The organism is Amycolatopsis sp. NPDC050768 (assembly GCF_040654155.1).
GTDB lineage: Bacteria > Actinomycetota > Actinomycetes > Mycobacteriales > Pseudonocardiaceae > Amycolatopsis.
This window is the reverse complement of sequence record NZ_JBFAHL010000033.1, coordinates 42,781-65,495: the sequence shown is the minus strand read 5'-3', so window position 1 is coordinate 65,495 and position 22,715 is coordinate 42,781. Positions and strand designations below refer to the sequence as shown.

Sequence of the window (22,715 nt, the reverse complement as noted above, 5' to 3'; positions counted from 1 at the left end):
ACAACGACCGCGCCAAACCCTTCACCTGGACCGCCACCGACGACGACATCATCACCAAAATCAACCGTAAAATTACTTCAGACACGCGACACTAGGCTGGTGGGGATGGCGCCAACGGGATCGGACGCGATCCGCCTGGCGACTGTGCGCGGCACCTCGGGCTCGGGTAAGAGTCCCGTTGCGCCGGTGGTCCGTTCATACCTGGGGCGGGCTTGTGCGGTGGCGGCTTTTTCCGGCCGCAGTCGGAACTTTCACGGTCCCGACCTGTGCCGTCACATGGCATGGATGCGCGGGGTGCTGAGCGGATCAAGTCCGAGTGCGCGTGGCCGCTGAGGCTTCCGGATCCGGGAAGAACTTGCCAGGGTGTTGAATCCGCCCGCCGGCGCACGCCCGTTCTTCAAAAGGCGGGGTTCTGGTCAGTTTGCCGAAGTCGCTGGGCGAACCGGCGAGCGTCCTGTTCTGCTGCGCTGCGGGTGTCCGATGTTCGCCCAGCGAGTCCCTTCGCGTGCCTGGGTCGCAAGCCGAGCCTTCCCAGTCACCGATGTCCAGCCGCTGCACGCCTTCGCCGGTCCGGATCATCGTGTCGCCGTAGACGGTCAGGTGCACTGTGGACCCGCGGATCTGGCTGGCGTCGCCCGGCGCGAGCGGTTCCATGTTGTTGACGCTGCGATGTCGGTCTGGGTTGGGACAGTGCGTTCGGCGAGCTGTGCAAAACTCCGACCAACGCCGAATTCGGTTCTGAACGTCGCCTTGGATACGGTAATGCTGGCTGCCCGCCCGAGTACCCCAACGCCGCCGGTGCTTGGTCTACGTTGCGCAACATGATCGCAGGGCAGGACCGGTCGTTCGAGATTGGTTCCGAAGGGGGCGGTGCGGCAGCACCGCCCCCTTCGGGAGCGTCAGGGAGTTGTGACCACGGTCGAGACCGTGTTGGTTACCGGTGGTACTGGATGGAGATCGCTATCGCGTTTGCACGCGGCAGTGCTGAGCGCGATGACGGTGACGAGGGCCGCCGCCATCGACCGGACACGTGATCTTACTGGTGCCGACACTTTTCGACGCGGGCTCATGGGTCAAGTGTAGGCGGCTTAGCAAACATTGATCTGGCAGACAAACTGGGCATCAGAGAAGACGACATGGTTGCCCGGTTCGGGATTGTTTCGTCTCCGACGTTGCCCGCACTGATCACGCCGAGAACGACGAGTCCACCCGTGGTGTCGTGCACCTCGACAGGGCCGCCACTGTCACCATGCTGAACCATCCGGCTTCCATCGGACGAATAGCCGGTATCTACTCCGCACACCGTTTTGCACGGACGGATCCTTTACCGGCGAAAACTGTCGCGGCATTGTCGACCTCGTCCAAGGCTGCGCGCCCGTTGACAACTTCACAGACTTCCGGTGCGACGTAACCGCGAGGAGTTGAAGCGCTCGGATCTATGAACCTCGGCATCTGTTTCATTGTTTCCCTCAGGAGCGCGCGGTCACTGCGCCCATATTTCCCGTGGTATAGAACGTGCTGCCACTGACGTATCCTTGCATCACTGTGAAGTTTTGTTCGAAACAACTGAGCTGACCGATGATGCACGCGCGTTCGCGCTCACGTGGCTGGCGACCGAACCCGGCGACCCGTGGCACAGGGACAGCGAGTCGGCTAAGTTCCGGAGAGACGTGCGGGTCGCGGAACCACTCGCGCAGGTCGATGACGAGGCCGGCTTCGGGCGGTAGTCCGTGCCCGAAGCCGAACGAAACGACGCGCAACTGCGGGTGGTCGGCGTGGTCGTGGGTGCTGGTCGTCGTCTCCTCGATGAACCGCGGCGGCCTGGCCGGATCCGTGTTCGAAATGGACGACCGCATGACCGGCTACGACGTGCGCGGCACCATCGACGCCGGGTTCGAAGCCGCGAAGATGCTGGCGCGCGTCGACGTCGGCGACCCCGCGACCGTCGCCACGCTCGAGACCTGCGGCCGTGCCGTCACCGAGCTCAACCGCGCCGGGGTCGTCGCGATACTGGAGCCAATCCTCACCCGCCGAGTCGAGGGCCGCGCGGTCAACGACCTCTCGCCCTACGAATCCTGGCGCGCCGCTCTCGCGCAGCCCGGCGTCCGCGGCCTGATCGTCGGCCGGTCCCTGCTCTACCCGCCGGATGACGACGTGGCCGCAGCGGTCGACACGGCCGTGTCGCTGGTCCGCCCAGAACGGCGGGTCCGCTCGTGACCCGAGGCGCTCAGCCGAGCGAGCTGATCGCCGCCGCGAGGCGCTGCGCGCGGTCCTTGCGGGCGACCAGCGCGGTGTCGAGGTCGACGGGGACGAAGCGGGTTTTCGTGCCCGGCGCGGCGCGGGCCACGACGTCCATGTCGGCGCTGATCACCGTGGCCACCATCGCGTAGCCGCCACCGGAGACGGCGTCGCGGTGCAGGATGATGGGTTGCGTGCCGCCGGGGATCTGGATGGAGCCCACAGCGTAACCGGCGTCGACGATGTTCGACGGGTCGGAGCCGGCGCCGAAGGGCTGCACGCGTTCGCGCCACTCGACGCCGGGGCCGTCGTAGCGCAGGCCGGCGCGGTCGGCGACCGGGGTGAGCGTCCACTCCTGCTCGGTCAGGTTGGCGAGGCCGCGTTCGGTGAGGCGGTGGTCGTAGAGCCCCAACATCACGCGGACCTGTTGCTGCGGGCCGAAAACCGGCCGGTGTTCCTCGGCGACGGTGTCGCCGGGCGGCGGGTTCGCCGGCGCGCCGATCGGCACCACGTCCCCCGGCTCTAGCTTCCGCCCTCGGAACCCGCCGAGGGCGCCGAGCAGGTACGTCGAGCGGCTGCCCAGCACCGCGGGCACGTCGATGCCACCGGAGAACGCGAGGAAGTAGCGGGAGCCGCCGCCGATGTAACCGAAGGACAGCTCGTCGCCGTCGGCCAGTGCCAGGCGGGTCCACTGAGGACGTTCCTCGCCGTTGACCTTCACCGGCACCGGCGCGCCGGTCACCGCGACGTCCAGCGAGCCGTGGGCGCGCAGGACCGGGCCGAGGTAGGTGCACTCGAGCAGCGCCTCGCCGTCGCGGTTGCCCACCAACGCGTTGGCCAGCTCGGCCGAGTACTGGTCGAGCGCCCCGCCCTGCGGGATGCCCAGGTCGTAGTAGCGGATGCGGCCGCGGTCCTGGACGGTCGTCGCCAGTCCGGGCTGGCTGATCTCGATCGCGCGCTCACTTGCCACGGAGCACCTCCAGCAGGGTGGCGTTGTAGGCCTCTGGGTCGGCGACGGCCCGCTCGGTGTCGAACTCGACGGGCACGATCCGGTAGCGGAACGTGCCTGCTGCCACTTCGGCTTCGATCGCGCGGTACTCCTCTTCGGACACCGGCGTGAACTTCACGACGTCGCCGGGCCGGAAGAACACCATGGAATCGGCGAAGTCGGCCAGCTTCTGCGCCGGGTCGAAGATCGGCGCCGCCGCGATGCCGAACATCTGGTAGCCGCCCGCGCCGCGCACGGAGTAGATGCAGGCGAAGCACCCGCCGTGACCCACGGTCAGCTTCGGGGTGTCCGTGCGCGGGCTTAGGTACTTTGGCACCTCCAGCTGTTTGTCGCGGCCGACCAGCTGGAACAGGAACGGCAGGCCGGCGACGAACCCGACCATCGAGACGATCCACGGGTTCGTGTGGTGGCGCTGGATGAACTCGGCCGCGCCGTCGAGATCGTTGATCCGCGCCGCGTAGTCGAGGTCATTGCCACTCGGGTCCTGGTGGTACCCCTCGCGAAACCGCGCGCCGACCTCGCGGGTGTACGGATCGTCGTACCACACGGGGACTTCGATGATCCGGGTCGACAGCACGGTGCTGCTTTGCCGCTGCGTCGCGGTTTCCAGCTCCCGGACGGTGGTCTCGAGGTCGGCCGGCGCCACCACGTCGGGGTCGAAGCGGATGAGCAGCGACGCGTTGGCCGGGCAGATGTCGACCACGCCGTCGAGGGACTTCGCGGCCAGCGCGCGTGCGATGCCCATGGCCCGCAGGTTCCCCGGCAGGCTCATCTCCTCCGCGATCTCGACGAACAGGAACTCGTCGCCGCCCCACGTGTAGCGGGCCTGGGCGGGCAGGGTCTGCGGTGCGCTCACGCCGTCTCCTTCAGCAGTCCGGGAGCCGTTTCGATGAACTTCGTGTGGTGCTCGACCGCGGCGAACTCGGGCCGCGCGAACAGGGTCAGGTGCAGGCCGATCGTCGTCGCGATCCCGGTGATCTCGACGCCGCGCAGCGCCTCGGTCATCTGCGCCATCGCTGCGGCGCGGTCGGGGCCGTGCACGATCAGCTTGGCGATCATCGAGTCGTAGTACGGCGCCACCGCGTCACCCGCCTCGACCCCGCTGTCCACCCGCGCGCCGGACGGCCACGTCAGGGTTTCGACCGTGCCGGGGCTCGGCATGAACCCGCGGTCGGGGTCTTCGGCGTTGATGCGCGATTCGAAGGCGTGCCCGGTGAACGTGACGTCGTCCTGGGCCAGGCCGAGCGGTTCGCCGCGGGCGATCCGCAGCTGCTGCTCGACGAGGTCGATGCCCGTCACGAGCTCGGTCACGGGGTGCTCGACCTGCAGGCGCGTGTTCATCTCGATGAATGCCGCTTCACGGCGCACCGGGTCGTACAGGAACTCGACCGTGCCGACCCCGCGGTATTGGCAGGCCTGCGCGAGATCGATCGACGAGTGGCGGATCCGTTCGCGGACCTCGTCGGGCAGGTCGGGCGCGGGGGCCTCCTCGAGCACCTTCTGCGAGCGGCGCTGCATCGAGCAATCGCGGTCGCCGAGGTGGATCACGCGTTCGCCGTCGCCGAGCACCTGCACCTCGACGTGGCGCGCGCGTTCGACGAACCGCTCCAGGTACATCGTGTCGTCGCCGAAGCTCGCCCGCGCCTCGGACCGCGTGAGGTCGAGCGCGGAGAGGAAGTCGGTCGGATCGGTGACGAGCCGGATGCCCCGGCCGCCGCCACCCGCGGACGCCTTGAGCACCAACGGGAAACCGACCTCGCGGGCGACCGCGAGCGGGTCGGCGTCGGGGTCGAGCGGTCCGCCGGAACCGGCCAGCACCGGCACCCCCGCCTTGCGAGCGGCTTCGCGGGCGGCGACCTTGTCGCCCATGAGCCGGATCGCGTCGGGCGCTGGGCCGACCCACGTGAACCCGGCGTCGAGCACGGCCTGCGCGAAAGCGGCGTTCTCGGACAGGAAACCGAAACCGGGGTGCACGGCGTCGGCGCCGGTGTCGCGCGCCGCCTTCAGAACGGCGTCCTGGTCGAGGTAGCTGTCGCGGGCCGGCGGCGGGCCGATCACCACGGCTTCGTCGGCGGTCCGCGCCGCAAGCGAATCGCGATCCGCTTCACTGCACACGGCGACGGTGGTGAGGCCCAGCTCGCGGGCGGTGCGCATGATCCGGACGGCGATCTCGCCGCGGTTGGCGATGAGGAGCTTGCGCACGCGTCAGTCCTCCACCACGACGAGGACCTCGCCGGGTGTCACCGTGCCCCCGTCCACGACGTTGATCGACTTGACCGTGCCCGCCGTCTCCGCGCGGATCTCGGTGAACTGCTTCATCACCTCGACGATGCCGACGGCGGCGCCGGCCTCGATGCGGTCGCCGGGCTGCACGAACGGCTCCTTGTCGGGCCCGGGACGCGTGTAGAAGATGCCGGGAAGCGGAGAGAGGATGTCGGACACGGACCTGCCTTTCACTGGTTCTCGTCGAGCACGGCGCGCACGGCCGCGGCGACCTCGGGGGAGTTGGGGGCGTCGGAGTGCACGCAGACGCTGTCGAAGCGGATGTCCAGCTCCGCGCCGCCGACCGACAGCACGGGCCGGCCCTTCAGCGCGCGGCCGACGCGCTCGGCCGCAGCGGCCGGGTCGGTGCGCCCGGGACGGCGGAGGATGATCAGGTTGCCCTCGTCGTCGTAGTTCAGGTCGACGTAGAGCTCGGCCACGAACGGCACGCCGAGCTCGGCGCACACCGTCTCGTGCGCGGTGCCGGCGATGCCGAAGAACGGTACGCCGAAGACCTTCGCCGCGCGGGCCGCACCGGCCATGAGCTCGGGATCGCTGGCGAGCATGCCGTAGAGCGCGCCGTGGGGTTTGACGTGGTTGAGCGGGGCCCCGTGCTTGGTCAGGAACGCCGTGAGCGCCCCCACCTGGTACAGCACGATCGACTCGACCTCTTCGGAAGTCAGGACCATGCGGCGCCGGCCGAAGCCGGTCAGGTCGGGCAGCCCGGGGTGCGCGCCGATGCGGACGTCGTGCGCGACGGCGGCGGCGACGGTCGCGTTCATGACGTCGGGATCGCCCGCGTGGAAGCCGCAGGCCAGGTTGATCACGTCGACGAGGTCGAGGAGCGCTTCGTCGTTGCCGAAGCTGTGCAGGCCGAGTCCTTCGCCCATGTCGGAATTCAGGGTCGCGGTCATGGTGGGTAACAGTAGGCAGGATGTGGTGGCGGGCACATTGGTCAGAGTGACCTAATCGTCTGGGCTGGGTTGTGCTGAGTGCTCTACGCTGCCCGGGTGCGTGTTGCCGATATGCTCGAAGATCCCGAGCGCCGCATCGACATCCGCGTCGAAGGCCCGCCCGGCGCCCTGGCGAGGCCGATCACGTGGTGCGCGCCGACGGAGTCGATCGACCCGTCGCCGTTCCTCACCCCGGGCGCGCTGATGCTGACGTCCGGGATGGCCTTGAACGTCACGGACGTCCGGATCTGGGACGCCTACGTGGAACGGCTCGCGAACGTGCCCATCGCGGCGCTTGCGTTCGGGCTCGGGCCGGCGCACGCGGCGCTGCCGGAAGGGCTCGTGGTCGCGTGCGAGAACCGCGGGGTGCCACTGCTGGTGATCCCGGACCAGGTGCCGTTCGTGCTCGTCCAGCGCGACGTGCAGGACCGCCTTTCGGCCGAGCGCTACGAAGCCCTGCGCCGTGGTTCGGAGCTGGCCGACGACTGCACGCGCATCGCGGCGGATCAGGGCACGATGCAGGACGTGTTGCACCGCATCAGCGAGGTCGTCGGCGCTCGGGTGTCCATTCAGGACTCGACCGGCGCGACATTACTCGCGGCGGGTGGCGAGGGCGCGCTCGCGGCGCGTACGGAGTTCACGCTGCCGGGCAGCAACCGCGACCGCTTCCGGCTGGTCGTCGAGGAAACCGATGCGCAGACCACGATCCGGACGCTGCTCGCGCCCGTCGCCGCCGTCGTGTCGATGCAGCTCAGCACCACACTCGGTTCCGCGGGCGTCGCGCACTCGCGCAACGCGGGCCGGCTGACCGAAGCCGTCTACGGCAACGATGCCGTGCCGACGGCCGATCTGATCGCGCTGGCCCGCGACGCCGAGCTGGAGCCGTACCAGCGCACGGGCGTTGTCGTGCTGCAAGCCGAAGCGGGGATGTCCACGACGTACCTGCGGTCGGTGTCGTGGCGTGCCCGCGTGATCCTGGCGGGGGAGTTCTCGGCGATGCGGTTCGTCGAGGAGCCGGACCTCTCGACGATCCTGCTGCAGAGCGAGTCGCTGGAGCCCGCCCAGTTGCTGTCGGCGGCGCGCGCGGCGCTCGGGCAGGCGCGGTCGGTGTCTGCGGTGGTCGCGACCGCGGAGAACGCCGCGGAACTCGGCCTCGTGCTGCGGATGTGCCGGCGCGCGCTGGGTCCGTCCGGCGTGCGCGCCGCGCCGCAGCTGGACTTCGACGCGGTGGTCGACACGCTGCGCCACCCCGGCGCGATCAGCCTGGCCCAGCGGCTCGTCGCGCCGCTCGCGCGATCGGAGGAGCTGCTGACCACGCTCGAGGCGTACCTGCGCCACAGCGGCGCGACACCGGCGATCTGCGCCGAGCTGTTCATCCACCGCAACACGCTCGCGTACCGGCTGAAGCGGATCCGGGAGCTGCTCGTGCTCGACCTGCAGGACGGGCACGTCCGTGCGACGCTGTTGATGGCCCTGCGGCTGGCGTGAGCTTGTGCTGAGTGCACAGCCGCGCTTGTCCGGTTTAGGCACTCAGCTGCGCGCGGCCACTTCCCGCGCGGCTTCGATGAACGCGTGGCAGACCGGGTCGGTCTCGTCGGCGTGCCACGCCAGCGCGGCGCGACTCGGCGGAAGCCCGGTGAGGGACACGTACGCGACGCCGGACCGCGGGAAGTGGCTCGGCGCCGCCGCGGTGGTCAAGGTGCCCGCCCTGGCAGCTCTTCGTCCACGTCCCCGACCTCCACGAGTGCGGCGCCGGGTGGTCCTCGCGCAGGTCGCCACCAGAACTCGGCCCACACCGGGTCGGCGGTGCGTCGATCGCGAGGGGTTCGTCGAGCAGTCCCGTGACGTCCACGCTCTCGCGGTCGGCCGGCGGGTGACCGGCCGCGCGCTGCTCGGTGCGGAGTACGAGCCGCCGCAGCTTGTCCGACCGGAACGGCGGCCCCACGAACGCCAGCGGCACCGCCCGCTCGGGCAACCCCGACTGCAAGACGACAACGTCAGGCTGCTGCTGGTGTTCGCACCGTCGATGGCGCTGTCCCTCGGCTGGGAAGCGCCGCTGAGCGCCTCCGTCTTCGCTGCGGCCGCCGCCCTGCTGATGGCAGTCTCGCCCAAGGCTCCGTCCGCTTCTACGACGACGACCACCTGGCGTTCACGCACACCGTTGCGAACCTAGGGCACGACTCGCTCGTCGAGGTGAACTCCACCGACGTCTTGCGCCGCGGCTGCCGATTTCCCGGTCGCGGTGCAGGCAGGCGCTCGGATGGCGGCGTCACGGACCCGGCTGCACCGGCGGGGTGAACGTCGGCGGAGTGGCCGCTGGATTGGGCAACGGCGTCGGCGTCGTCACCGGTTCGTCGGACGGGCCGGTGTCTTTGGTCTTCGTGCCGTTCTGCGGAACGATGCCCGGGCCTGTCACCTGTCCCTGCGGCCGCGCGTTGAGCGGCTGCTGGTAGACGCGATCCCGGACCCGATCCGACGGCGCCTCGTCGCTCGCGGGCGCCTGGGCCACCGCGTGCGACTTGGTCACCGGCGCGGCGGCGACGTGGACGGCGGGCGCGGCGCTCGACGAACTCGCGCCGGGCTGCACCGCCGGCACCACCGGACTCGGCACCACGACCGGCGGCGTCGGCTTCGCCACCACAACGGGCGCGACCGGCTGCGGCGCCACCGATCCGCCGCTGAATCCCATTACCACCGCGACAACCGCTCCACCCGCCACGGCCGCGACCCCCGCGATGACCGGCTCTCTTCGACGCATGATCGGGAATCAAACAGGCCGACTCAGTGCTGGGTCAACGGTTGTGCGCAACCGTGACCACGCCCCGTCCGCTATGCCCCGATTTCGACCGCTAGGCCTGCGGCAGCGCCGCTCCGAAGATCAGGCGGCGGCACAACGGCGAAATTCCAGGCCTGTCGGAAGGCGCTGACCGTCAGCCAGGCCAGCCGGGCGTTGACGGGAAACAGCTGCCGCACCGAGGTGAGAGTGTCGAACGACGCGTCGCCTTCGGTTTTCCCTCGTTCGAGGTCGGCCGGGGAGAAGTCGGGCCCGAACACCTCCAGCACGGTGCCCAGGAAGTAGAGGTGACCGAGCGTTTCCACTTGCGGCCGATGCAACGGCGCGGTGTCGGCTGTCGCGACGGTCGTGATCGGAGGGTGCGCCGCGGCGTGCACCAGTGCCGACTGGTCGGCGATCGCGTGTGCGTCGATGTGGCGAACGAGGTCGCTCACGAGGACGTCGTCGTACGTCCGGCGGGCCACCACCGTGCGCAGGGCTCCGCGCTTGTCGCGCACCTCCTCGTCGAGCAGTCGGCGCGCGATGTCCGCGAGCGAGCCCGAAGCGGTGACCATCTGGCGCGCCACGCGGACGAGTTCTCGGGGCAGGCCGACGAACAGGTAGTGGCACAGGCACCCGAACGCGTCGGGGAGCTGCAGCACGCGGCCTTGCAGTACTCGCCGCGAGTCCGGCAGTTTCAAGTACTCCAGCCGGAAGATAGTTGTCAGGTTCAATCGAGCCGAATCCGGTATTCACGGGGCGGAACGCGTTGTAGCGACGCGGCGTGTGTTCCAACGGGTGATCGGCGATGCCGTTGATCTGCGCCCGGTCGAGCAGGCGGGATGTGCGGGGTAGAGGCCCCGAGGGGGGCGCGCAGGGCAGCGGGTGCGCGCCCACCGGCTCTATTCGGCCCAGGCGCGCTCCAGCAGTGTGCGAAAGGTGGCGGGCTGTCGGCCGATCAGTTCGGCCAGAGTCGCGTTGACGGCGGCGAACTCGTCGTTCCGTGCCGCTGCGAAGATGCTCAGCATGAGGTCGGCGATCGGGGCGGGGGCGCCGTGGGCCAAGGCCTGCTCACGAAAGGCGTCGTCGGGGACGACGGTGCGGGTGAAGGCTCGTCCGGTCGCCTGGGCCGCGATCTCGGCGCTGGCGTCGAAATCGAGCGCAGCCGGGCCGGTGAGCGGTGGGGTGGGCCCCTCGAAGCGGCCATCGTCGGTGAGGATCGCTGCCGTGGCCTCGGCGAGGTCGTCGTGGCCGGTCCAGGCGACGGGGCCGTCGGCGGGGAGGGCGACGTCGCCGGTGTGGCGGGCAGACTCCAGGAACTGCAGGGCGCTGGCCGCGTAGAAGCCGTTTCGCAGCGCGGTCCAGGGCAGGCCGGTGGCGTGCAACAGGTCCTCGGTTTCGGCGTGGTCGCGACATGCCTGGAAGAGAGATTTGTGGGCGGCGCCCATCTGGCTGGTGTAGACGATGCGGCCGACGCCGGCCTGCACGGCGGCGTCGATGGCGGTGCGGTGGCCGGTGACGCACTCCTCGCCTGTGCGGTCGAGGGACACGAGGAGCAGTTGCTCGGCGCCCTCAAAGGCGTGCGCGAGGGACGCGGGGTCGTCGAAGCTGCCCTGCCGGACGCGGACGCCACGGTCGGCGAGATCTTGGGCCTTGAGGGGGTCGCGGACGCTGACGCCGACCCGCTCGGCGGGAACGCGCTTCAGGAGGTGTTCGACGGTCAGACGGCCGAGCTTTCCGTTGGCTCCGGTGACGATGATCATGGGTTCTCCCAATGCTGTTTCCAGTGGAATCACTGTAACAGTAACATCGAAACTAACAGTGGAAGCAAGTATCCGATATCATCGATTCATGACTGCCCGAGACGCCACCGACAGCCCTCGCCATCGCATCGTTGGGGCGGCCATCGAGCTGCTGGAGAGTGGCGGGCCGGACGCGGTGAGTACCCGCGCAGTCGCTGCCGCGGCCGGGATGCAGCCACCGGCGATCTACCGCCACTTCGGCGACAAGGAGGGGCTGTTGGAAGCAGTCGCCGAGCAGGGCTACGCGCAGTTCCTGGAGAGCAAGCGCGTACCGCTCGACCCTGCGCCAGAGGACCCGGTGGAGGAGCTGCGTCGCGGCTGGGACATGGTGGTGGAGTTCGGAGTCTCGCGCCCCGAGTTGTTCGCCGTGATGAACAGGGCCACTGGCCGCATGTCGGACGTGGCGCACCGTGCTGGCCTCGAGATCCTCCGTGACCGGGTGCGCAGACTGGCGGCCGGGGGATGGCTCCGGGTTGACGAGGACCTGGCCGCTCAGATCATCCAGGCCACCGGCCAAGGCGCGGTCATCACCTGGAACTCGACTCCAGCAGAGCGCCGCAATCCGACATTGCTGACCGTGCTCCGCGAGTCCATGGTCGCGGCCGTCACCCGCGCCGAACCGACGATCTCCGCCGGTGAGCCCGGCCCCGCCCCGGCGGCTCGCGCGCTGCGCGCCGCCCTTCCCGACGACGCCGACGTCCTGAGTGACGCCGAGCAGCGTCTGCTGCTCGAGTGGCTTGCCCGTCTAGCGGTGGACCGCAGCGCGCCGCAGGCGTGAGCTCGCCTCCGTCGCTCTTGAAGGTGGCCGCCTGCGGCCGCGCGAGCAGCTGGTCACAGCGAGCGCCGACGGAGGGGCTTCACCGCCGGCATGCTCGCGATCGTTGGTTCGGCGGCGTCGATCTACAGCTCGGGGCGGTGCTCGACGAGCTATGCGGCGATCTGGTGGAGCTTCATGTTGGTCTGCGACGTCTCGACGAGAAGGCGGAAAGCCTCGGTGGCTCCGATGTCGTGGCGCTGCATCAGGATGCCCTTGGCCATGCCGATGACGTCGCGGTTTTCGAGGGTTGCGTGCAGATTGGCCTCGGTGTGCGCGCCGGCCGGCGCGATCGCGGCGTGCGTGGCGAACACACGCCCGTCCTCCTGCGTCGAATGCGTCGATCTGCGAGGAGTAGAGGTTAAGCGCCGTGCTGGGCGATCGCGTCCAGACACCCTGGCCTGTGCGGTGCTGGAACCCGTTGACCATGGCCGCGATCTCTGCGGTGGCGGCTACGGTGCGAACCCTGCCACCCTCCACGAGGAAGATCCCGGCGTTCTCGGTGCCGGTCACATGCTCCACAGCGGCATCCACGATGGCCCTGAGCGTCGCATCGACACACGAGAGGTCTGGGTCCAAGCCGTCGACCTCGACAACGGCGGCAGCTTCAACGACTTCCCGCCCGAACTGCTCGATGCACTCCTCGATGACGTCCTCGCGGGCTGGGATCGCCGGTGGAAGGCAGGCGAGTCCATCGCCGGCTTCGTGCTCGTCCCGTCCGACCGGACGAGAACGTTCACCGTCGGGCCGCAGGAGGCGCTGCTCATCACCCTCCAGGGAACCGCGGCCCAACTGGCAGCGTGGGCGATGGGGCGGCCGCACCGCAGCGTATCGACGATCGAGCGGGGGAACGTGCCGCTTCCACGGACGTGGATCTGAGCTGCCTGTGAGCTAAACGGAGTTCGGCAAGGCTCGTCCCGTTTGCCGGTGGTCGGCCTCGGCCGACGTGTGTCCGAGCTTCGCGGCCCACACCCGTGCCTAGCGCTCGGGCACTGGCGCGGTGGTGTTGGGTAGAGGTTGCAGGAGATCGCCGACCTCGTTGACTCGATCCAGCACGTCATCAGCGGTGAACGCGAGCTGGTGGGCCTGACGGCAAGCGGAAACTTCGTCCCATGTGATCGGAGTTGAGACAGTCGGCTGGTCGCGACCTCGCAGCGAGTATGCGGCGATCGTGGTTTTGGTAGGGCTATTTTGGCTCCAGTCAATGAAAACCTTTCCGTTTCGCTGAGCTTTGGCCATCACGGCGGTGACGGTCTCAGGGGTCTCCTCAACGAGTTGCTGCGCCAGCTCTTTCGCATATGCGGCCGGAGCGACTGCGTGATCGGTAAAGATTCCGCAGTACAGCTGCATTCCCTTCGAGCCTGACGTTTTGGCGAAGGGGGTGAGTCCGTCCGCGGTCAGGATGGCGCGCAGTCGCTCGGCGACCCGGCAGCATTCGACGACGGTGGTGCCGGGTCCGGGGTCGAGGTCGAACACGAGCCGGTCCGGCAGTTGCCGTTGTCCGTCGGCATCGACGGTCCATTGTGGAGTGTGGAGTTCCAGGGCGGCCATGGTGGCTGCCCACACCAGGCCCGGCAGATCGTCGATCAGCGGGTAGCTGATCGTGCCGGGGCCGCGGCCGCTGCGCGAACCGGTGCTCGGAAGCTGGACAGTGTGCAGCCATGATGGAGCCCCGCGGGGGAGGTTCTTCTCGAACCAGCTTTCGCCTTCGACGCCGTCGGGGTAGCGGATGAAGGTGACCGGACGTCCGGCAAGCTGCGGGAGCAATAGCGGTGCGATCCGGGCGTAGTAGTTGATCACCTCGCCTTTGGTGAAGCCGTCGTGCGGGTAGAGGACCTTGTCCAAGTTGGACAGCTTGAGCCGCCGATCGCCCACTTGTACCAGCTGCTCGGTGGCGGAAGGGGACGGTGCCGGCGACGGCTCGTCGTGGTGGCTCGGTCTGGGCGCGAGGACGTCGGCGGGCTTCTTGTCCTGTCGCAGGCCGCGCCAGGCGGTGTGGCGCACACGGCCGGCGCGGGTGAACTGGCGGTAGACGATCTCGCCGACCAGGCGGGGTTCGACCCACCGGGCACGCGTGGTGTCCTCCCGCGGTGGTGTCGCGGCGAACGGGTGGGTGCGGCGTTCGAGGGGCTGCAACTGGGCCATGAGGTCGGTGCGGGCGGCTTGGGAGAAGCCGGTGCCGACGTCGCCGAGGTAGACGAGGTCGCCGGTGTCGGGGTCGTGGGCGCCGAGTAGCAGGCCGCCGAGGGTGCCGGAGAAGCTGCGTTGGCCGGGGCGCCAGCCGCAGATGATGACTTCCTGGGTCTGGATGAATGGGTGCTTGAGCCACGAGTCCGGACGGCGCCCAGGGATGTAGGTGGAGTTGCGCAGCTTCGCGACGAGGCCTTCGTAGCCGGCGTGCGCGGCGTCGGCGAGGAAGTGGGCGGGGGTGCGGTGGTCGGCGTCGAGTTCGTCGAAGGTGACCGCGGGCACGACGGCGACCCGGTGCCGGTCGGGCATCGGCAGGCCGGTCAGGAGCCGGCGGCGTTCGTCGTAGGGCTCGGTCAATAGACTGCGTCCGTCGAGGTGGAGCAGGTCGAAGGCGAGGAACCGGACGGGCAGGTCGTCGAACGGTTCGTCGTGGCGGAGGGATCCGGCGTGTTTGGTGTAGCGGCCGCGGCGTTCCTGCATGAGCTCGAAGTCGATCCGGCCGTCCTCGTCGTAGACGACCACCTCGCCGTCCAGTACGGCGGAGCGTCCGTCCAGGGCGGGGCCGAGCACGGTGGCGAGGTCGGCGAACTCGGCGGTGAAGTCGATGTTGTTGCGGCTGGTGAGCACCGCGGTGCCGTCCGGCGCGATCCGCATCGCCGCGCGGTAGCCGTCCAGCTTGTACTCGTAGGTCCATTCCGGACCGCTGCGGAGCCGGCCACCATCCGTTTTGGCCAGCATCGGCTCGACCCAGGCCGGGACGCGAGACCGGTCGCGAGCAGCCATGCCGACCCTCCATCCGCACGCAGCGACCTCCTGACGGTAACCCGTTCGACCCGGCTTTACTGTGTTTGTGCTGGTCAACGGCTGGGTTGGCGAAGGCTGGCCAAGAAGAAGGCGGCGCTCCTCGCGGAACTCGCCGACGTGCTGTGACTCCCGCGCGGCTTGCCGTGGCCGGACGAGCCGCGCGGGGGGATCTGGTGACAGGATGAGGCGGTGGACGTGCGCAGCAGGAACCACGTGACCGTGACCGGCCGGGACGACGGGCCCACGGTGCTGCTTGCGCACGGGTTCGGGTGCGACCAGAACCTGTGGCGCCTGGTGGTGCCGGCTCTGGCGGAGCGGTTCCGGGTGGTCTTGTTCGACTACGTCGGTTCCGGCGGGTCGGATCTCTCGGCGTGGTCGGAGCCGCGCTATTCCCGGCTGGAGGGGTACGCGCAGGACGTGCTGGATGTCTGCGCGGAGCTGGAGCTGCGGGACGTGGCGCTGGTCGGGCACTCGGTGAGCGCGATGGTCGCGGTGCTGGCCGCCAACCGCGAGCCGGCGCGGTTCGCGAAGCTGGTGCTGCTGACGCCGTCGCCGTGTTATCTCGACGACGGTGACTACCGCGGCGGGTTCAGCCGCGCCGACATCGACGAGCTGCTCGACTCGCTGGACGCGAACTACCTCGGCTGGTCGGGCGCGATGGCGCCGGTGATCATGGGCAACCCGGAGCGACCGGAGCTCGGGGAAGAGCTCAAGGACAGCTTCTGCCGCACCGACCCGGCGATCGCGCGGGTCTTCGCGCAGGCCACGTTCCTGTCCGACAATCGCGCGGACCTGCCGAAGGTCGCCGTGCCCACGGCGGTTCTGCAGTGCACCCAGGACGCCATCGCGCCGCCCGAGGTCGGGCGCTACGTCCAAGAACACATCGAGGGCAGCGTGCTGGTGACCCTCGACGCCACGGGGCACTGCCCGCAGCTGAGCGCGCCCGAGGCGACCGCCGCCGCGATCACGGCCTTCGTCGGTGAAGCCGGTTGATGATGTGCGAGACCGGCGACGTCGCCGGTGGGGCAGAGGGGGAGCACGTCGGCGGTGTGAGCGCGTCGTTCTCCGCCCTGCTGGAGGACAGTGCCGAGGACCTCTACGAGCACGCGCCGTGCGGCTACCTGTCGACGCTGATGGACGGCACGATCGCCAAGATCAACACCACGCTGCTGGGCTGGCTGGGCTACCGGCGCGAGGAGCTGGTGGGGCGGCGCCGGTTCGCCGACCTGCTGACCGTCGGTGGGCGGCTGTACCACGAGACGCACTTCGCGCCGCTGCTGAGCATGCACGGCGAGGTCGGCGGGATCGCCCTGGAACTCAAGGGCGCCGACGGGACCCGGTTGCCGGTGTTGGTCACCTCGGTGGTGAAATTCGGCTCCGACGGGCAAGCCCAGCTCATCCGCACGACCGTGTTCGACGCGAGCGACCGCCGCGCCTACGAGCAGGAGCTGCTGCGGGCCCGCCAGGAGGCCGAGCGCGAACGTGACCGCGTGCAGCGCCTGGCCACGACGTTGCAGCGCACCCTGCTGCCGCCGGTGCTGCCGGTCGTGCCGGGCCTCGACGTCGCCGCGTACTACCACCCCGCGTCGGCCGATGAGGTCGGCGGCGACTTCTACGACCTGTTCCCGCTGACCGGCGGCACCTGGGGATTTTTCCTGGGTGATGTGTCCGGCAAAGGCGCCGAGGCCGCCGCAGTGACCTCGCTGGCCCGCTACACCCTGCGCGCGGCAGCGGTCTACGACCCGGATCCCGTCACGGTGCTGGGCAACCTCAACACCGTGCTCAACCACGAGTACCACGGCACCGACCCGCGGTACTGCACCGTCATCCACGGACTGCTCGTGCCCGACGCCGGCGGCGCGACCGTCATCCTCGCCGGGGGCGGGCACCCGCCCGCACTGCTGATCCGCCACGACGGCGCCGCCGAGCTGCTCGACACGCCCGGTGGTCAGCTGGTCGGCGCGCTGCCCGACGCGCGGTTCGCCGCCGTCGAGCGCCACCTCGGGCCCGGGGACACCCTCCTGCTCTACTCCGACGGCCTGACCGAAGCCCGCACCCGCGCTCGCGTCCGCTATAGCGAGGAGCAGCTGCGCGACTTTGCCGCGACCCTCGCCCCGGCCACCGCGACGACGGTGGTGGCCGCGATCACCGACCTGCTCGCTGGCTTCGCCGACGGCGTTGACGACGACACCGCCCTACTCGCCCTGAGCATCCCGCGCACCGGAGACGAGGAGCCGTGACCATCGAGTTCGCCGTCACCACCCGCGACACCGCGTCGGGCCCCGTGCTCGAGCTCAGCGGAGAGCTCGACGCCGCCACCGCTCCCGACGCCCTCGAAGCCGTCCGGCTCCTCGCCCCGTCGGCCGCTCAGCAACTGCTCATCGACCTGAGCGGCCTGCAGTTCTGCGATTCCAGCGGGATCTCGGTGCTGATCGCGGCTCGCAATGTGGCTGTCGCTGCGGGCGCGGAGATCGCGTTGGCCGCGGTGCCCGGCTACCTCGCCCGCACGCTCGGAACGATCGGGCTGGCCGAGCTTTTCACGACCTATCCCACCACCGAGGACGCTCGGAAGGCGTGGGCCACAAGCGCTTCCGGCCAGTGACCGAGCAGTGGCCGCGTCCCCGGTCGTCGGCCACGCCCGTCGTGGCTGTGCGCGCTGCCGCCGGCCGGACGAGGATCAGGAGATGCAGGCATCAGATTCGAACCCAGGACAAGACCCCGCCTCACTCGCGGGCGCGACGAACATCAGCCTGGGCCGCTCCGGTCCCGCCGTGGTGCTGACCGCACAGGGCGAATTCGACACGGTGACCACCCCGCAGCTGCGGACCACGATCCGCCAAGCGGTCGACGACGCACCCGAGGTGCTGGTGATCGACCTCACCGCCGTGGAGTTCTTCGGCTCGGGCGCGATCGCAGCCTTGGTCGACGCGCACCTGAGAGCCGCGGACCAGACCAGCCTGCGCATCGCGGTCGAGCGCTACCTCGACCGCATGCTGAAACTGGTCGGCCTCGACCAGCAGCTCGCGACGTACTCGTCGCTGGAGGACGCCCTGGCTGCCCGAGGAAGGTGACAATCCGGCGCTTGAGCACGCCGTGCGCGGGTATCCCGACCCATGACCTGCAGGCCAACCCTCGACCAGGAAAACGCGAGGTGGCACTCATGGCTCCGGCCGATAATCTCGGCGCGACCGTAACCCCCGAGCTCAGGATGACGTCGCCCGCCCGAACCGGCGACGTCACCAAGCTGCGGCACAAGCTCACCGCCTGGATCGCGGCGCACCACCCGCCGACCGACCTGGTCGGCGACATCGCGCTGGCCGCCTACGAGGCGCTGATCAACTCCGCCGAGCATGCCTACCCCGCCGGTGCGGCCGGCGACGTTCGGCTGCACGCCCAGCACCAGGCAGGCCTGATTCGCGTCACAGTCACCGACTTCGGCCTCTGGAAGCGCCCGCCGGCCGTGTCCGATCCGTTGCACGGCCGTGGTTTGACCCTTATCCGGGTCCTGACCGACGACGCCACCATCGTCTCCACCGACGCGGGCACCACCGTGACCATGACTTGGCACCTGCCCGCCGACGGCAGGTAGGTCGCGCAGGCCGCCGGTGGTGGTCTGCACGGTAACGAGCCCGGTGTGGCCTGTGGGCAAGCATGCCGGGCTCGTCGTCCGGAGGGGCCGCGTGGGACCTCGGGGTCAGTTCTTGTTGGTGCCCGGGGTGTGGACCTTGTCGAGAGCTCTATCTCGACGACGCCACGCCGGCGGAATGGCGTGCGGTGATCACCGACGACTTCGGATAGCGGATCCAGATGAGCGTCGAACAGCTGGACGTGCTGGTCGCCGACGTCAAGTCCGGTGCCCTGGACGCCGTCCTCGCCGGTTGACCGAAGCCGTGGGGTCGGACCGTTTCGTGGTCCGGTCCTACCGGTTCAGCATCGATGTTCGAAGTAGGCGCAGGCTTTTCGACACGACCAGCGCCGACGACAGCGACATGGCCGCACCCGCGATCACCGGGTTGAGCAAGCCGAGCGCGGCCAGCGGCAGTGCGGCGATGTTGTAGCCGAACGCCCACAGCCGGTTTCCGCGGGATGACCCGCAGCGTGCCGGTGGAGAGCCGCATGGCATCCGGGATCACGCGCAGGTCCTCGCACGCGATGTCGGCCGAGCGCAGCGCGATGTCATTGCCGTCCCGGCGGAGCCGGAAACCCACCGCCTGCCTCAGCGTCCCTGGCCGCCGGATGCTTCGATGATCTGTCCAGTGACCCACGCGACCGAGTCATCCAGCAGCGCTGCGATCACCTTGCCGAGGTCAGCGGACTCGCCGATGCGCCCGAACGGCACACCAGCGGCCACCTGCGGGACGAGCTCCGGCATACGCTCGAAGATGTCGTCCACGATCCGAGTGCGGGTCGATCGCGGCGCCACCGCGTTGACGCGGATCTTCCGCGGCGCGAGCTCCTTCGCCCAGCAGTGAGTCAGCGCGTGCATCGTGCCCTTCTGGCTGGCGTAGCTGGAGTACCCGGCCTCGATGCCGGTCACCAGCGCGGAGGTGCTGCCAGTGTTCACGATCGCGCCACCATCCTCGATCAGAGGCAGCAGTTGCTGGGTGAGGAAGTACGGGCCGCGGAAGAGCACCCGATGGAAGTTGTCGAACACCTCCTCGGTGACGTCTTCGAACGGCGCGCCCCCGCCGATGCCGGCGTTGTTGACCAGGTACTGAAATTGCCGCGTGCCCCACTTGGCCTGCAATATGTCCTCGAAGGCCTGCCGGAAGGCCGGGAAAGAACTCGTGTCGGCGACGTCGAGCGGCAACTCTCCGGCGCTGCCGCCATCGGCCTCGATCTCCGCCACCGTCTCCTTGGCCTCGGCCTCGTGGCGGTGATAAGTGATGACCACTCCGATGCCGCGCCGGGCGGCCTCGATCGCTGCGGCCTGGCCGATGCCCGCGCTGCCGCCTGTAATCAGAGCGACCTGCATATTCTGCTCTCACTTTCTAGAAGTCGATTTAGGCTTCACTAGTAAAGTGGCCGCAGCTGGCCCTTCTTAGATCATTCATGTCGTCCGATTGCACAATACTCGCAACGTCGGCAGCAAGGGGTTCTTGCTGGGCCCGGGGCGGCGGCCCACCCGAACCCGCGTCGCCGGTGGCCGGGGTGACGCGACAGAGTTTCGTCCTTCCAGGAGCTGTCTGCGATGGTGACCGCAACCGAAGCTATGGGCCCGGGTGAACCCTGCTGTCGAACTCTGCTCGTGCTTTGTCGATCGCTGCGATGTTCTCCAGGCTCCAGCGGACGACAGGCCGTGTCGCTATGAGGAGAGTTCGCCCCATGTCCGTGAGTTCGTAGGTGACGTTCGGTGGCATCACGGCGCAGACCGTGCGCGTGAGGATCCCGTCGCGCTCGAGTTCGCGCAACGTTGTGGTGAGCATCTTCTGGCTGATGCCAGCGATGGTGCGTTTCAGCTCACTGAACCTCTTGGGGCCTGAGCCGAGGGTGTCGACGACCCCGAGTGACCATTTGTTGGCTACGAGGTCGAGGATTTCGCGTGCGCGACAATTACGCCCGGCGGCGAGCTCGAGGGACGGTTCGGTTGGGTGCGAATCCGAGGTGCTGCCGGCGATGGTTACCTCCGGGAAACCCGGTCACGGGAAGGTGCCTGATTGACCCGGGTCACCGGGTAATTGCAAGGTACCAGTGATCGGGTACTGGTTGCCCGGATGGCGGAAGGGGCTCTGGGTGAAGTTCGAATTGGGTGTGTACAGCTTCGGTGTCGCGGGGCGTGATTCGGAAGGCCGCGACGTGACTACGGCGCAGGCGGTACGCAACGTGCTCGAGCAGATCCGACTTGCCGAAGACGTCGGCCTCGACTTCTTCGGTGTCGGCGAACACCACCACGAGCAGGTCCCGGTGTCCTCGCCGATCTCGGTGCTGAGCGCCGCCTCCGCGGTGACGTCGTCGATCACTTTGTCGACAGCGGTGAGCGTGCTGTCCACTGACGACCCCATCCGGCTCTACCAGCAGGCAGCTACCGCGGCGATCGTGAGTGGAGACCGGGTTGAACTTGTCGTCGGCCGTGGCTCATCGACCGACTCGTTTCCCTTGTTCGGCTATGATTTGGACGATTACGATCGGCTCTACGCCGACAAGCTCGGCCTTCTCATGGCGGTCAATGAACAGGAGCGAGTCAGTTGGCACAGTCCGCTCCGGCCACCGCTGGAGAACGCGCTCGTCGTGCCCCGGCCTGACAAGCCCCTGAAGATTTGGCTCGGAAGTGGCGGTAGCCCCGGTTCGTCGATCCGGGCGGGAATTGCGGGGCTTCCCATTTCCTACGGCATCCTCAGCGGCACGCCCGAGTATTGGGGCGAAGTGGGCGAACTGTACCGTCGGAGCGCGCGAGAGAATGGTGTCGATCCGTCACGCCTGGAGATCTCTGTGGCCAGTCATGGGTTCGTCGGCCGAGGTGGCCTCGCGACGAAAAAGCACTTCCACCAGCACGAGGTCGCATCGTTCGCCCTCGCCGGCAGGGCACTTCCCACGCGGTGGGAGCAGGTCGAGGCGAACTACGCACCCGGCGGTATGGTGTTCGCCGGCGAGCCCAGCGAAATCGCCGAACGCATCATCGACTTGCACCGGCACCTCCGCCACAAGCGGCAGTTCCTCCAGATGGACATCGGCGGTATGCCTCATCGCGACGTGCTCAGTTCCATTGAGCTACTCGGCACCGACGTCGCGCCGCTGGTGCGCGCCGAGCTCAACGCGGACAACTGAGCGCGGCTCCATGCGTTTGTCCGGCGGAAACTGCGACTTTGCACGTGTTCCCACCACTTCTCTTCCACCGGGTGCGGCCGTGTCCTGGGCCATGACCGATTGGCTTGGTGCCGCTCGCGGCCTATTTCTTCAGAATGAAACTCAAGATCCCGATGATCAGCGTGACGAAGATGGCCGTCAGGCCGATCATCGTCGAGCGCCATGCGTGGCTTGCCTGGGTCCGGTGCTTTCGGTAGTCCTCGTTGCTCAAGGGGTGTATTGCGGCGTAGGACTTGGGGAGTCGCTGGAGCGACCAGGTGCCCGCTACTGCGAAGAAGAGTGCCACTCCGCCGCCGAGAAGCCAGCCGGAGAGACCCAGATCAGGGACGATTCGCAGTGGTGTGACCACCGCCAGCACCGCTGCGAGCAGGTAGGGCCACGCTGCCGCCCGGTAGCGGGCGGCAGGTCGGCGACCAGGTCTTTCTTTCGTCTGCCGTGCTCGTGCCCACCGGGTGTAGACGGCTTCGCTCAGGTGTCGCGGTCCGATCGCAACGGCTTGGGTCGTGCTGAGGATGACTTCGACCTCCGCTGTTTTCGCGACGATGCGGCGAAGTTCCGTATCCGACAGCTTCGGCAGGTCAGCAGGTTCCTCGAACGAGCCGCCGTCGAACTCGAACTCGGTGCGAGTCGCCCCGCGGGCAAGACCCTCGTCGAGAAGCTCGCGGAGCGCTTGAAGGTCGTCGATCGTGACATGCACACGACCCAGTTGTCGTCTGTGCCGCGCGAGGTCTTGCTGCTTATCGATGAGCCCGCGTCGCTTGACCGTCATCAGTGAACCTTATCGAGCGGAATAAATGATCTTTGAGTCGTGCAAGAAGGTCGGGCATGAGCTGACTGCCGCGGCGAGAGCCATCTTCGGCCGGGGCGAAGCCGAGTGCGACGGCCTGATGAAGATCGTCATCGGCGCCGGTGCCGACCTAATCCTGGGAGGAGTGTTGCCGGGTGCGGATTCGACGGGTCTGGTCAACTTGGTGACACCCGCGGCACGACCACGAGTGAATTGCGAGTGCTCGAAGGCAGCGCGCATCTGATTGAGAGCGGACTTCTGGTCGCCGAAACGTCGTCG

General features: G+C 68.6%; 26 protein-coding genes and 1 pseudogene. 11 read left to right on the top strand and 16 right to left on the bottom strand.

Going from position 1 to position 22,715, the window contains the following annotated elements; translation table 11 throughout:
* Positions 1 to 306: 306 nt before the first annotated feature.
* Positions 307 to 654, bottom strand: coding sequence for a hypothetical protein (locus AB0H62_RS49210; RefSeq protein ID WP_220240278.1), 348 nt, complete (start codon positions 652 to 654; stop codon positions 307 to 309).
* Between the two features lie 1,047 nt (positions 655 to 1,701).
* Between AB0H62_RS49210 and AB0H62_RS49205 the strand changes: the two genes are divergently transcribed.
* Positions 1,702 to 2,217 (top strand): hypothetical protein, encoded by a 516-nt coding sequence (locus AB0H62_RS49205; protein ID WP_220240279.1) that lies wholly within the window; start codon positions 1,702 to 1,704, stop codon positions 2,215 to 2,217.
* 10 nt (positions 2,218 to 2,227) lie between these two features.
* Here AB0H62_RS49205 and AB0H62_RS49200 read toward each other — a convergent pair whose 3' ends face one another.
* The 5 genes from AB0H62_RS49200 to pxpA are packed head-to-tail and all read right to left on the bottom strand — an operon-like array spanning position 2,228 to position 6,423.
* The gene (locus AB0H62_RS49200; RefSeq protein ID WP_360592803.1) at positions 2,228 to 3,208 is read right to left on the bottom strand and encodes a biotin-dependent carboxyltransferase family protein; all 981 of its coding nucleotides are present in this window, start codon (positions 3,206 to 3,208) and stop codon (positions 2,228 to 2,230) included.
* Positions 3,198 to 4,103 (bottom strand): carboxyltransferase domain-containing protein, encoded by a 906-nt coding sequence (locus AB0H62_RS49195; protein ID WP_255637978.1) that lies wholly within the window; start codon positions 4,101 to 4,103, stop codon positions 3,198 to 3,200. Before AB0H62_RS49195 ends, AB0H62_RS49200 begins: the two co-directional genes overlap by 11 nt.
* Positions 4,100 to 5,449 carry an acetyl-CoA carboxylase biotin carboxylase subunit gene (locus AB0H62_RS49190; RefSeq protein WP_220240281.1) on the bottom strand — a complete coding sequence of 450 codons (1,350 nt, stop codon included), beginning with the start codon at positions 5,447 to 5,449 and terminating at the stop codon, positions 4,100 to 4,102. Before AB0H62_RS49190 ends, AB0H62_RS49195 begins: the two co-directional genes overlap by 4 nt.
* Positions 5,450 to 5,452: 3 nt before the next feature.
* Complete coding sequence (locus AB0H62_RS49185; protein WP_220240282.1) at positions 5,453 to 5,689, bottom strand: acetyl-CoA carboxylase; 237 nt, start codon at positions 5,687 to 5,689, stop codon at positions 5,453 to 5,455.
* Between the two features lie 11 nt (positions 5,690 to 5,700).
* Positions 5,701 to 6,423, bottom strand: a complete 723-nt coding sequence (gene pxpA, locus AB0H62_RS49180; RefSeq protein ID WP_220240283.1) for a 5-oxoprolinase subunit PxpA — start codon at positions 6,421 to 6,423, stop codon at positions 5,701 to 5,703.
* Positions 6,424 to 6,519: 96 nt separating this feature from the next.
* Here pxpA and AB0H62_RS49175 point away from each other — a divergent pair, with 96 nt between their 5' ends.
* Positions 6,520 to 7,950: a PucR family transcriptional regulator gene (locus AB0H62_RS49175; RefSeq protein WP_220240284.1), complete on the top strand. Its 1,431-nt coding sequence runs from the start codon at positions 6,520 to 6,522 to the stop codon at positions 7,948 to 7,950.
* 42 nt (positions 7,951 to 7,992) lie between these two features.
* Here the strand turns inward: AB0H62_RS49175 and AB0H62_RS49170 are convergent, their stop codons facing one another.
* On the bottom strand, positions 7,993 to 8,160 hold the full coding sequence (locus AB0H62_RS49170; protein ID WP_220240285.1) for a hypothetical protein: 168 nt from the start codon (positions 8,158 to 8,160) through the stop codon (positions 7,993 to 7,995).
* A gap of 46 nt (positions 8,161 to 8,206) precedes the next feature.
* Here AB0H62_RS49170 and AB0H62_RS49165 point away from each other — a divergent pair, with 46 nt between their 5' ends.
* Positions 8,207 to 8,635: a hypothetical protein gene (locus tag AB0H62_RS49165; RefSeq protein ID WP_220240286.1), complete on the top strand. Its 429-nt coding sequence runs from the start codon at positions 8,207 to 8,209 to the stop codon at positions 8,633 to 8,635.
* Between the two features lie 96 nt (positions 8,636 to 8,731).
* Here the strand turns inward: AB0H62_RS49165 and AB0H62_RS49160 are convergent, their stop codons facing one another.
* From AB0H62_RS49160 to AB0H62_RS49150, 3 genes are all read right to left on the bottom strand, one after another.
* Entirely contained in the window at positions 8,732 to 9,220 is a 489-nt protein-coding gene (locus tag AB0H62_RS49160; RefSeq protein WP_220240287.1) for a hypothetical protein, read from the bottom strand.
* Positions 9,221 to 9,291: 71 nt separating this feature from the next.
* Positions 9,292 to 9,969, bottom strand: a complete 678-nt coding sequence (locus AB0H62_RS49155) for a hypothetical protein (RefSeq protein WP_220240288.1) — start codon at positions 9,967 to 9,969, stop codon at positions 9,292 to 9,294.
* A gap of 168 nt (positions 9,970 to 10,137) precedes the next feature.
* Positions 10,138 to 10,998, bottom strand: coding sequence for an SDR family oxidoreductase (locus AB0H62_RS49150; protein ID WP_220240289.1), 861 nt, complete (start codon positions 10,996 to 10,998; stop codon positions 10,138 to 10,140).
* Between the two features lie 88 nt (positions 10,999 to 11,086).
* Here AB0H62_RS49150 and AB0H62_RS49145 point away from each other — a divergent pair, with 88 nt between their 5' ends.
* On the top strand, positions 11,087 to 11,815 hold the full coding sequence (locus tag AB0H62_RS49145) for a TetR/AcrR family transcriptional regulator (RefSeq protein WP_220240290.1): 729 nt from the start codon (positions 11,087 to 11,089) through the stop codon (positions 11,813 to 11,815).
* Positions 11,816 to 11,964: 149 nt separating this feature from the next.
* Here the strand turns inward: AB0H62_RS49145 and AB0H62_RS49140 are convergent, their stop codons facing one another.
* Positions 11,965 to 12,165, bottom strand: a complete 201-nt coding sequence (locus tag AB0H62_RS49140) for an ANTAR domain-containing protein (RefSeq protein WP_360592802.1) — start codon at positions 12,163 to 12,165, stop codon at positions 11,965 to 11,967.
* A gap of 94 nt (positions 12,166 to 12,259) precedes the next feature.
* On the opposite strand from AB0H62_RS49140, the gene AB0H62_RS49135 reads away from it, so the two are divergent.
* Positions 12,260 to 12,730, top strand: a complete 471-nt coding sequence (locus AB0H62_RS49135) for a hypothetical protein (protein WP_360592801.1) — start codon at positions 12,260 to 12,262, stop codon at positions 12,728 to 12,730.
* A gap of 99 nt (positions 12,731 to 12,829) precedes the next feature.
* Here AB0H62_RS49135 and ligD read toward each other — a convergent pair whose 3' ends face one another.
* Entirely contained in the window at positions 12,830 to 14,824 is a 1,995-nt protein-coding gene (gene ligD, locus AB0H62_RS49130) for a DNA ligase D (RefSeq protein WP_360592800.1), read from the bottom strand.
* A gap of 210 nt (positions 14,825 to 15,034) precedes the next feature.
* Here ligD and AB0H62_RS49125 point away from each other — a divergent pair, with 210 nt between their 5' ends.
* The 5 genes from AB0H62_RS49125 to AB0H62_RS49105 all read left to right on the top strand — a co-directional run bounded on the left by AB0H62_RS49125 (position 15,035) and on the right by AB0H62_RS49105 (position 18,434).
* Positions 15,035 to 15,838, top strand: coding sequence for an alpha/beta hydrolase (locus tag AB0H62_RS49125; protein ID WP_220240292.1), 804 nt, complete (start codon positions 15,035 to 15,037; stop codon positions 15,836 to 15,838).
* The gene (locus AB0H62_RS49120; RefSeq protein WP_360592799.1) at positions 15,838 to 17,085 is read left to right on the top strand and encodes a SpoIIE family protein phosphatase; all 1,248 of its coding nucleotides are present in this window, start codon (positions 15,838 to 15,840) and stop codon (positions 17,083 to 17,085) included. The genes AB0H62_RS49125 and AB0H62_RS49120 overlap by 1 nt, the downstream gene beginning before the upstream one ends.
* Positions 17,082 to 17,447, top strand: coding sequence for an STAS domain-containing protein (locus AB0H62_RS49115; protein WP_360592798.1), 366 nt, complete (start codon positions 17,082 to 17,084; stop codon positions 17,445 to 17,447). The genes AB0H62_RS49120 and AB0H62_RS49115 overlap by 4 nt, the downstream gene beginning before the upstream one ends.
* An 82-nt stretch (positions 17,448 to 17,529) precedes the next feature.
* Positions 17,530 to 17,916: an STAS domain-containing protein gene (locus AB0H62_RS49110; RefSeq protein ID WP_360592797.1), complete on the top strand. Its 387-nt coding sequence runs from the start codon at positions 17,530 to 17,532 to the stop codon at positions 17,914 to 17,916.
* Between the two features lie 11 nt (positions 17,917 to 17,927).
* Entirely contained in the window at positions 17,928 to 18,434 is a 507-nt protein-coding gene (locus tag AB0H62_RS49105) for an ATP-binding protein (RefSeq protein WP_255637981.1), read from the top strand.
* 330 nt (positions 18,435 to 18,764) lie between these two features.
* On the opposite strand, the pseudogene AB0H62_RS49100 reads toward AB0H62_RS49105, so the two are convergent.
* The 3 genes and pseudogenes from AB0H62_RS49100 to AB0H62_RS49090 all read right to left on the bottom strand — a co-directional run.
* Positions 18,765 to 19,032: pseudogene (locus tag AB0H62_RS49100) on the bottom strand (cation-transporting P-type ATPase); the annotation flags it as partial.
* Positions 19,033 to 19,061: 29 nt separating this feature from the next.
* Positions 19,062 to 19,820, bottom strand: a complete 759-nt coding sequence (locus AB0H62_RS49095) for an SDR family oxidoreductase (RefSeq protein ID WP_360592796.1) — start codon at positions 19,818 to 19,820, stop codon at positions 19,062 to 19,064.
* A 235-nt stretch (positions 19,821 to 20,055) separates the two neighbouring features.
* Entirely contained in the window at positions 20,056 to 20,382 is a 327-nt protein-coding gene (locus AB0H62_RS49090) for a helix-turn-helix domain-containing protein (protein ID WP_360592807.1), read from the bottom strand.
* A gap of 196 nt (positions 20,383 to 20,578) precedes the next feature.
* Here AB0H62_RS49090 and AB0H62_RS49085 point away from each other — a divergent pair, with 196 nt between their 5' ends.
* Positions 20,579 to 21,610: an LLM class flavin-dependent oxidoreductase gene (locus AB0H62_RS49085; protein WP_360592795.1), complete on the top strand. Its 1,032-nt coding sequence runs from the start codon at positions 20,579 to 20,581 to the stop codon at positions 21,608 to 21,610.
* Positions 21,611 to 21,731: 121 nt separating this feature from the next.
* On the opposite strand, the gene AB0H62_RS49080 is transcribed toward AB0H62_RS49085, so the two are convergent.
* A complete protein-coding gene (locus AB0H62_RS49080; RefSeq protein ID WP_360592794.1) occupies positions 21,732 to 22,418 on the bottom strand; it encodes a hypothetical protein in 687 nt (228 codons plus the stop codon).
* Positions 22,419 to 22,715: the final 297 nt, after the last annotated feature.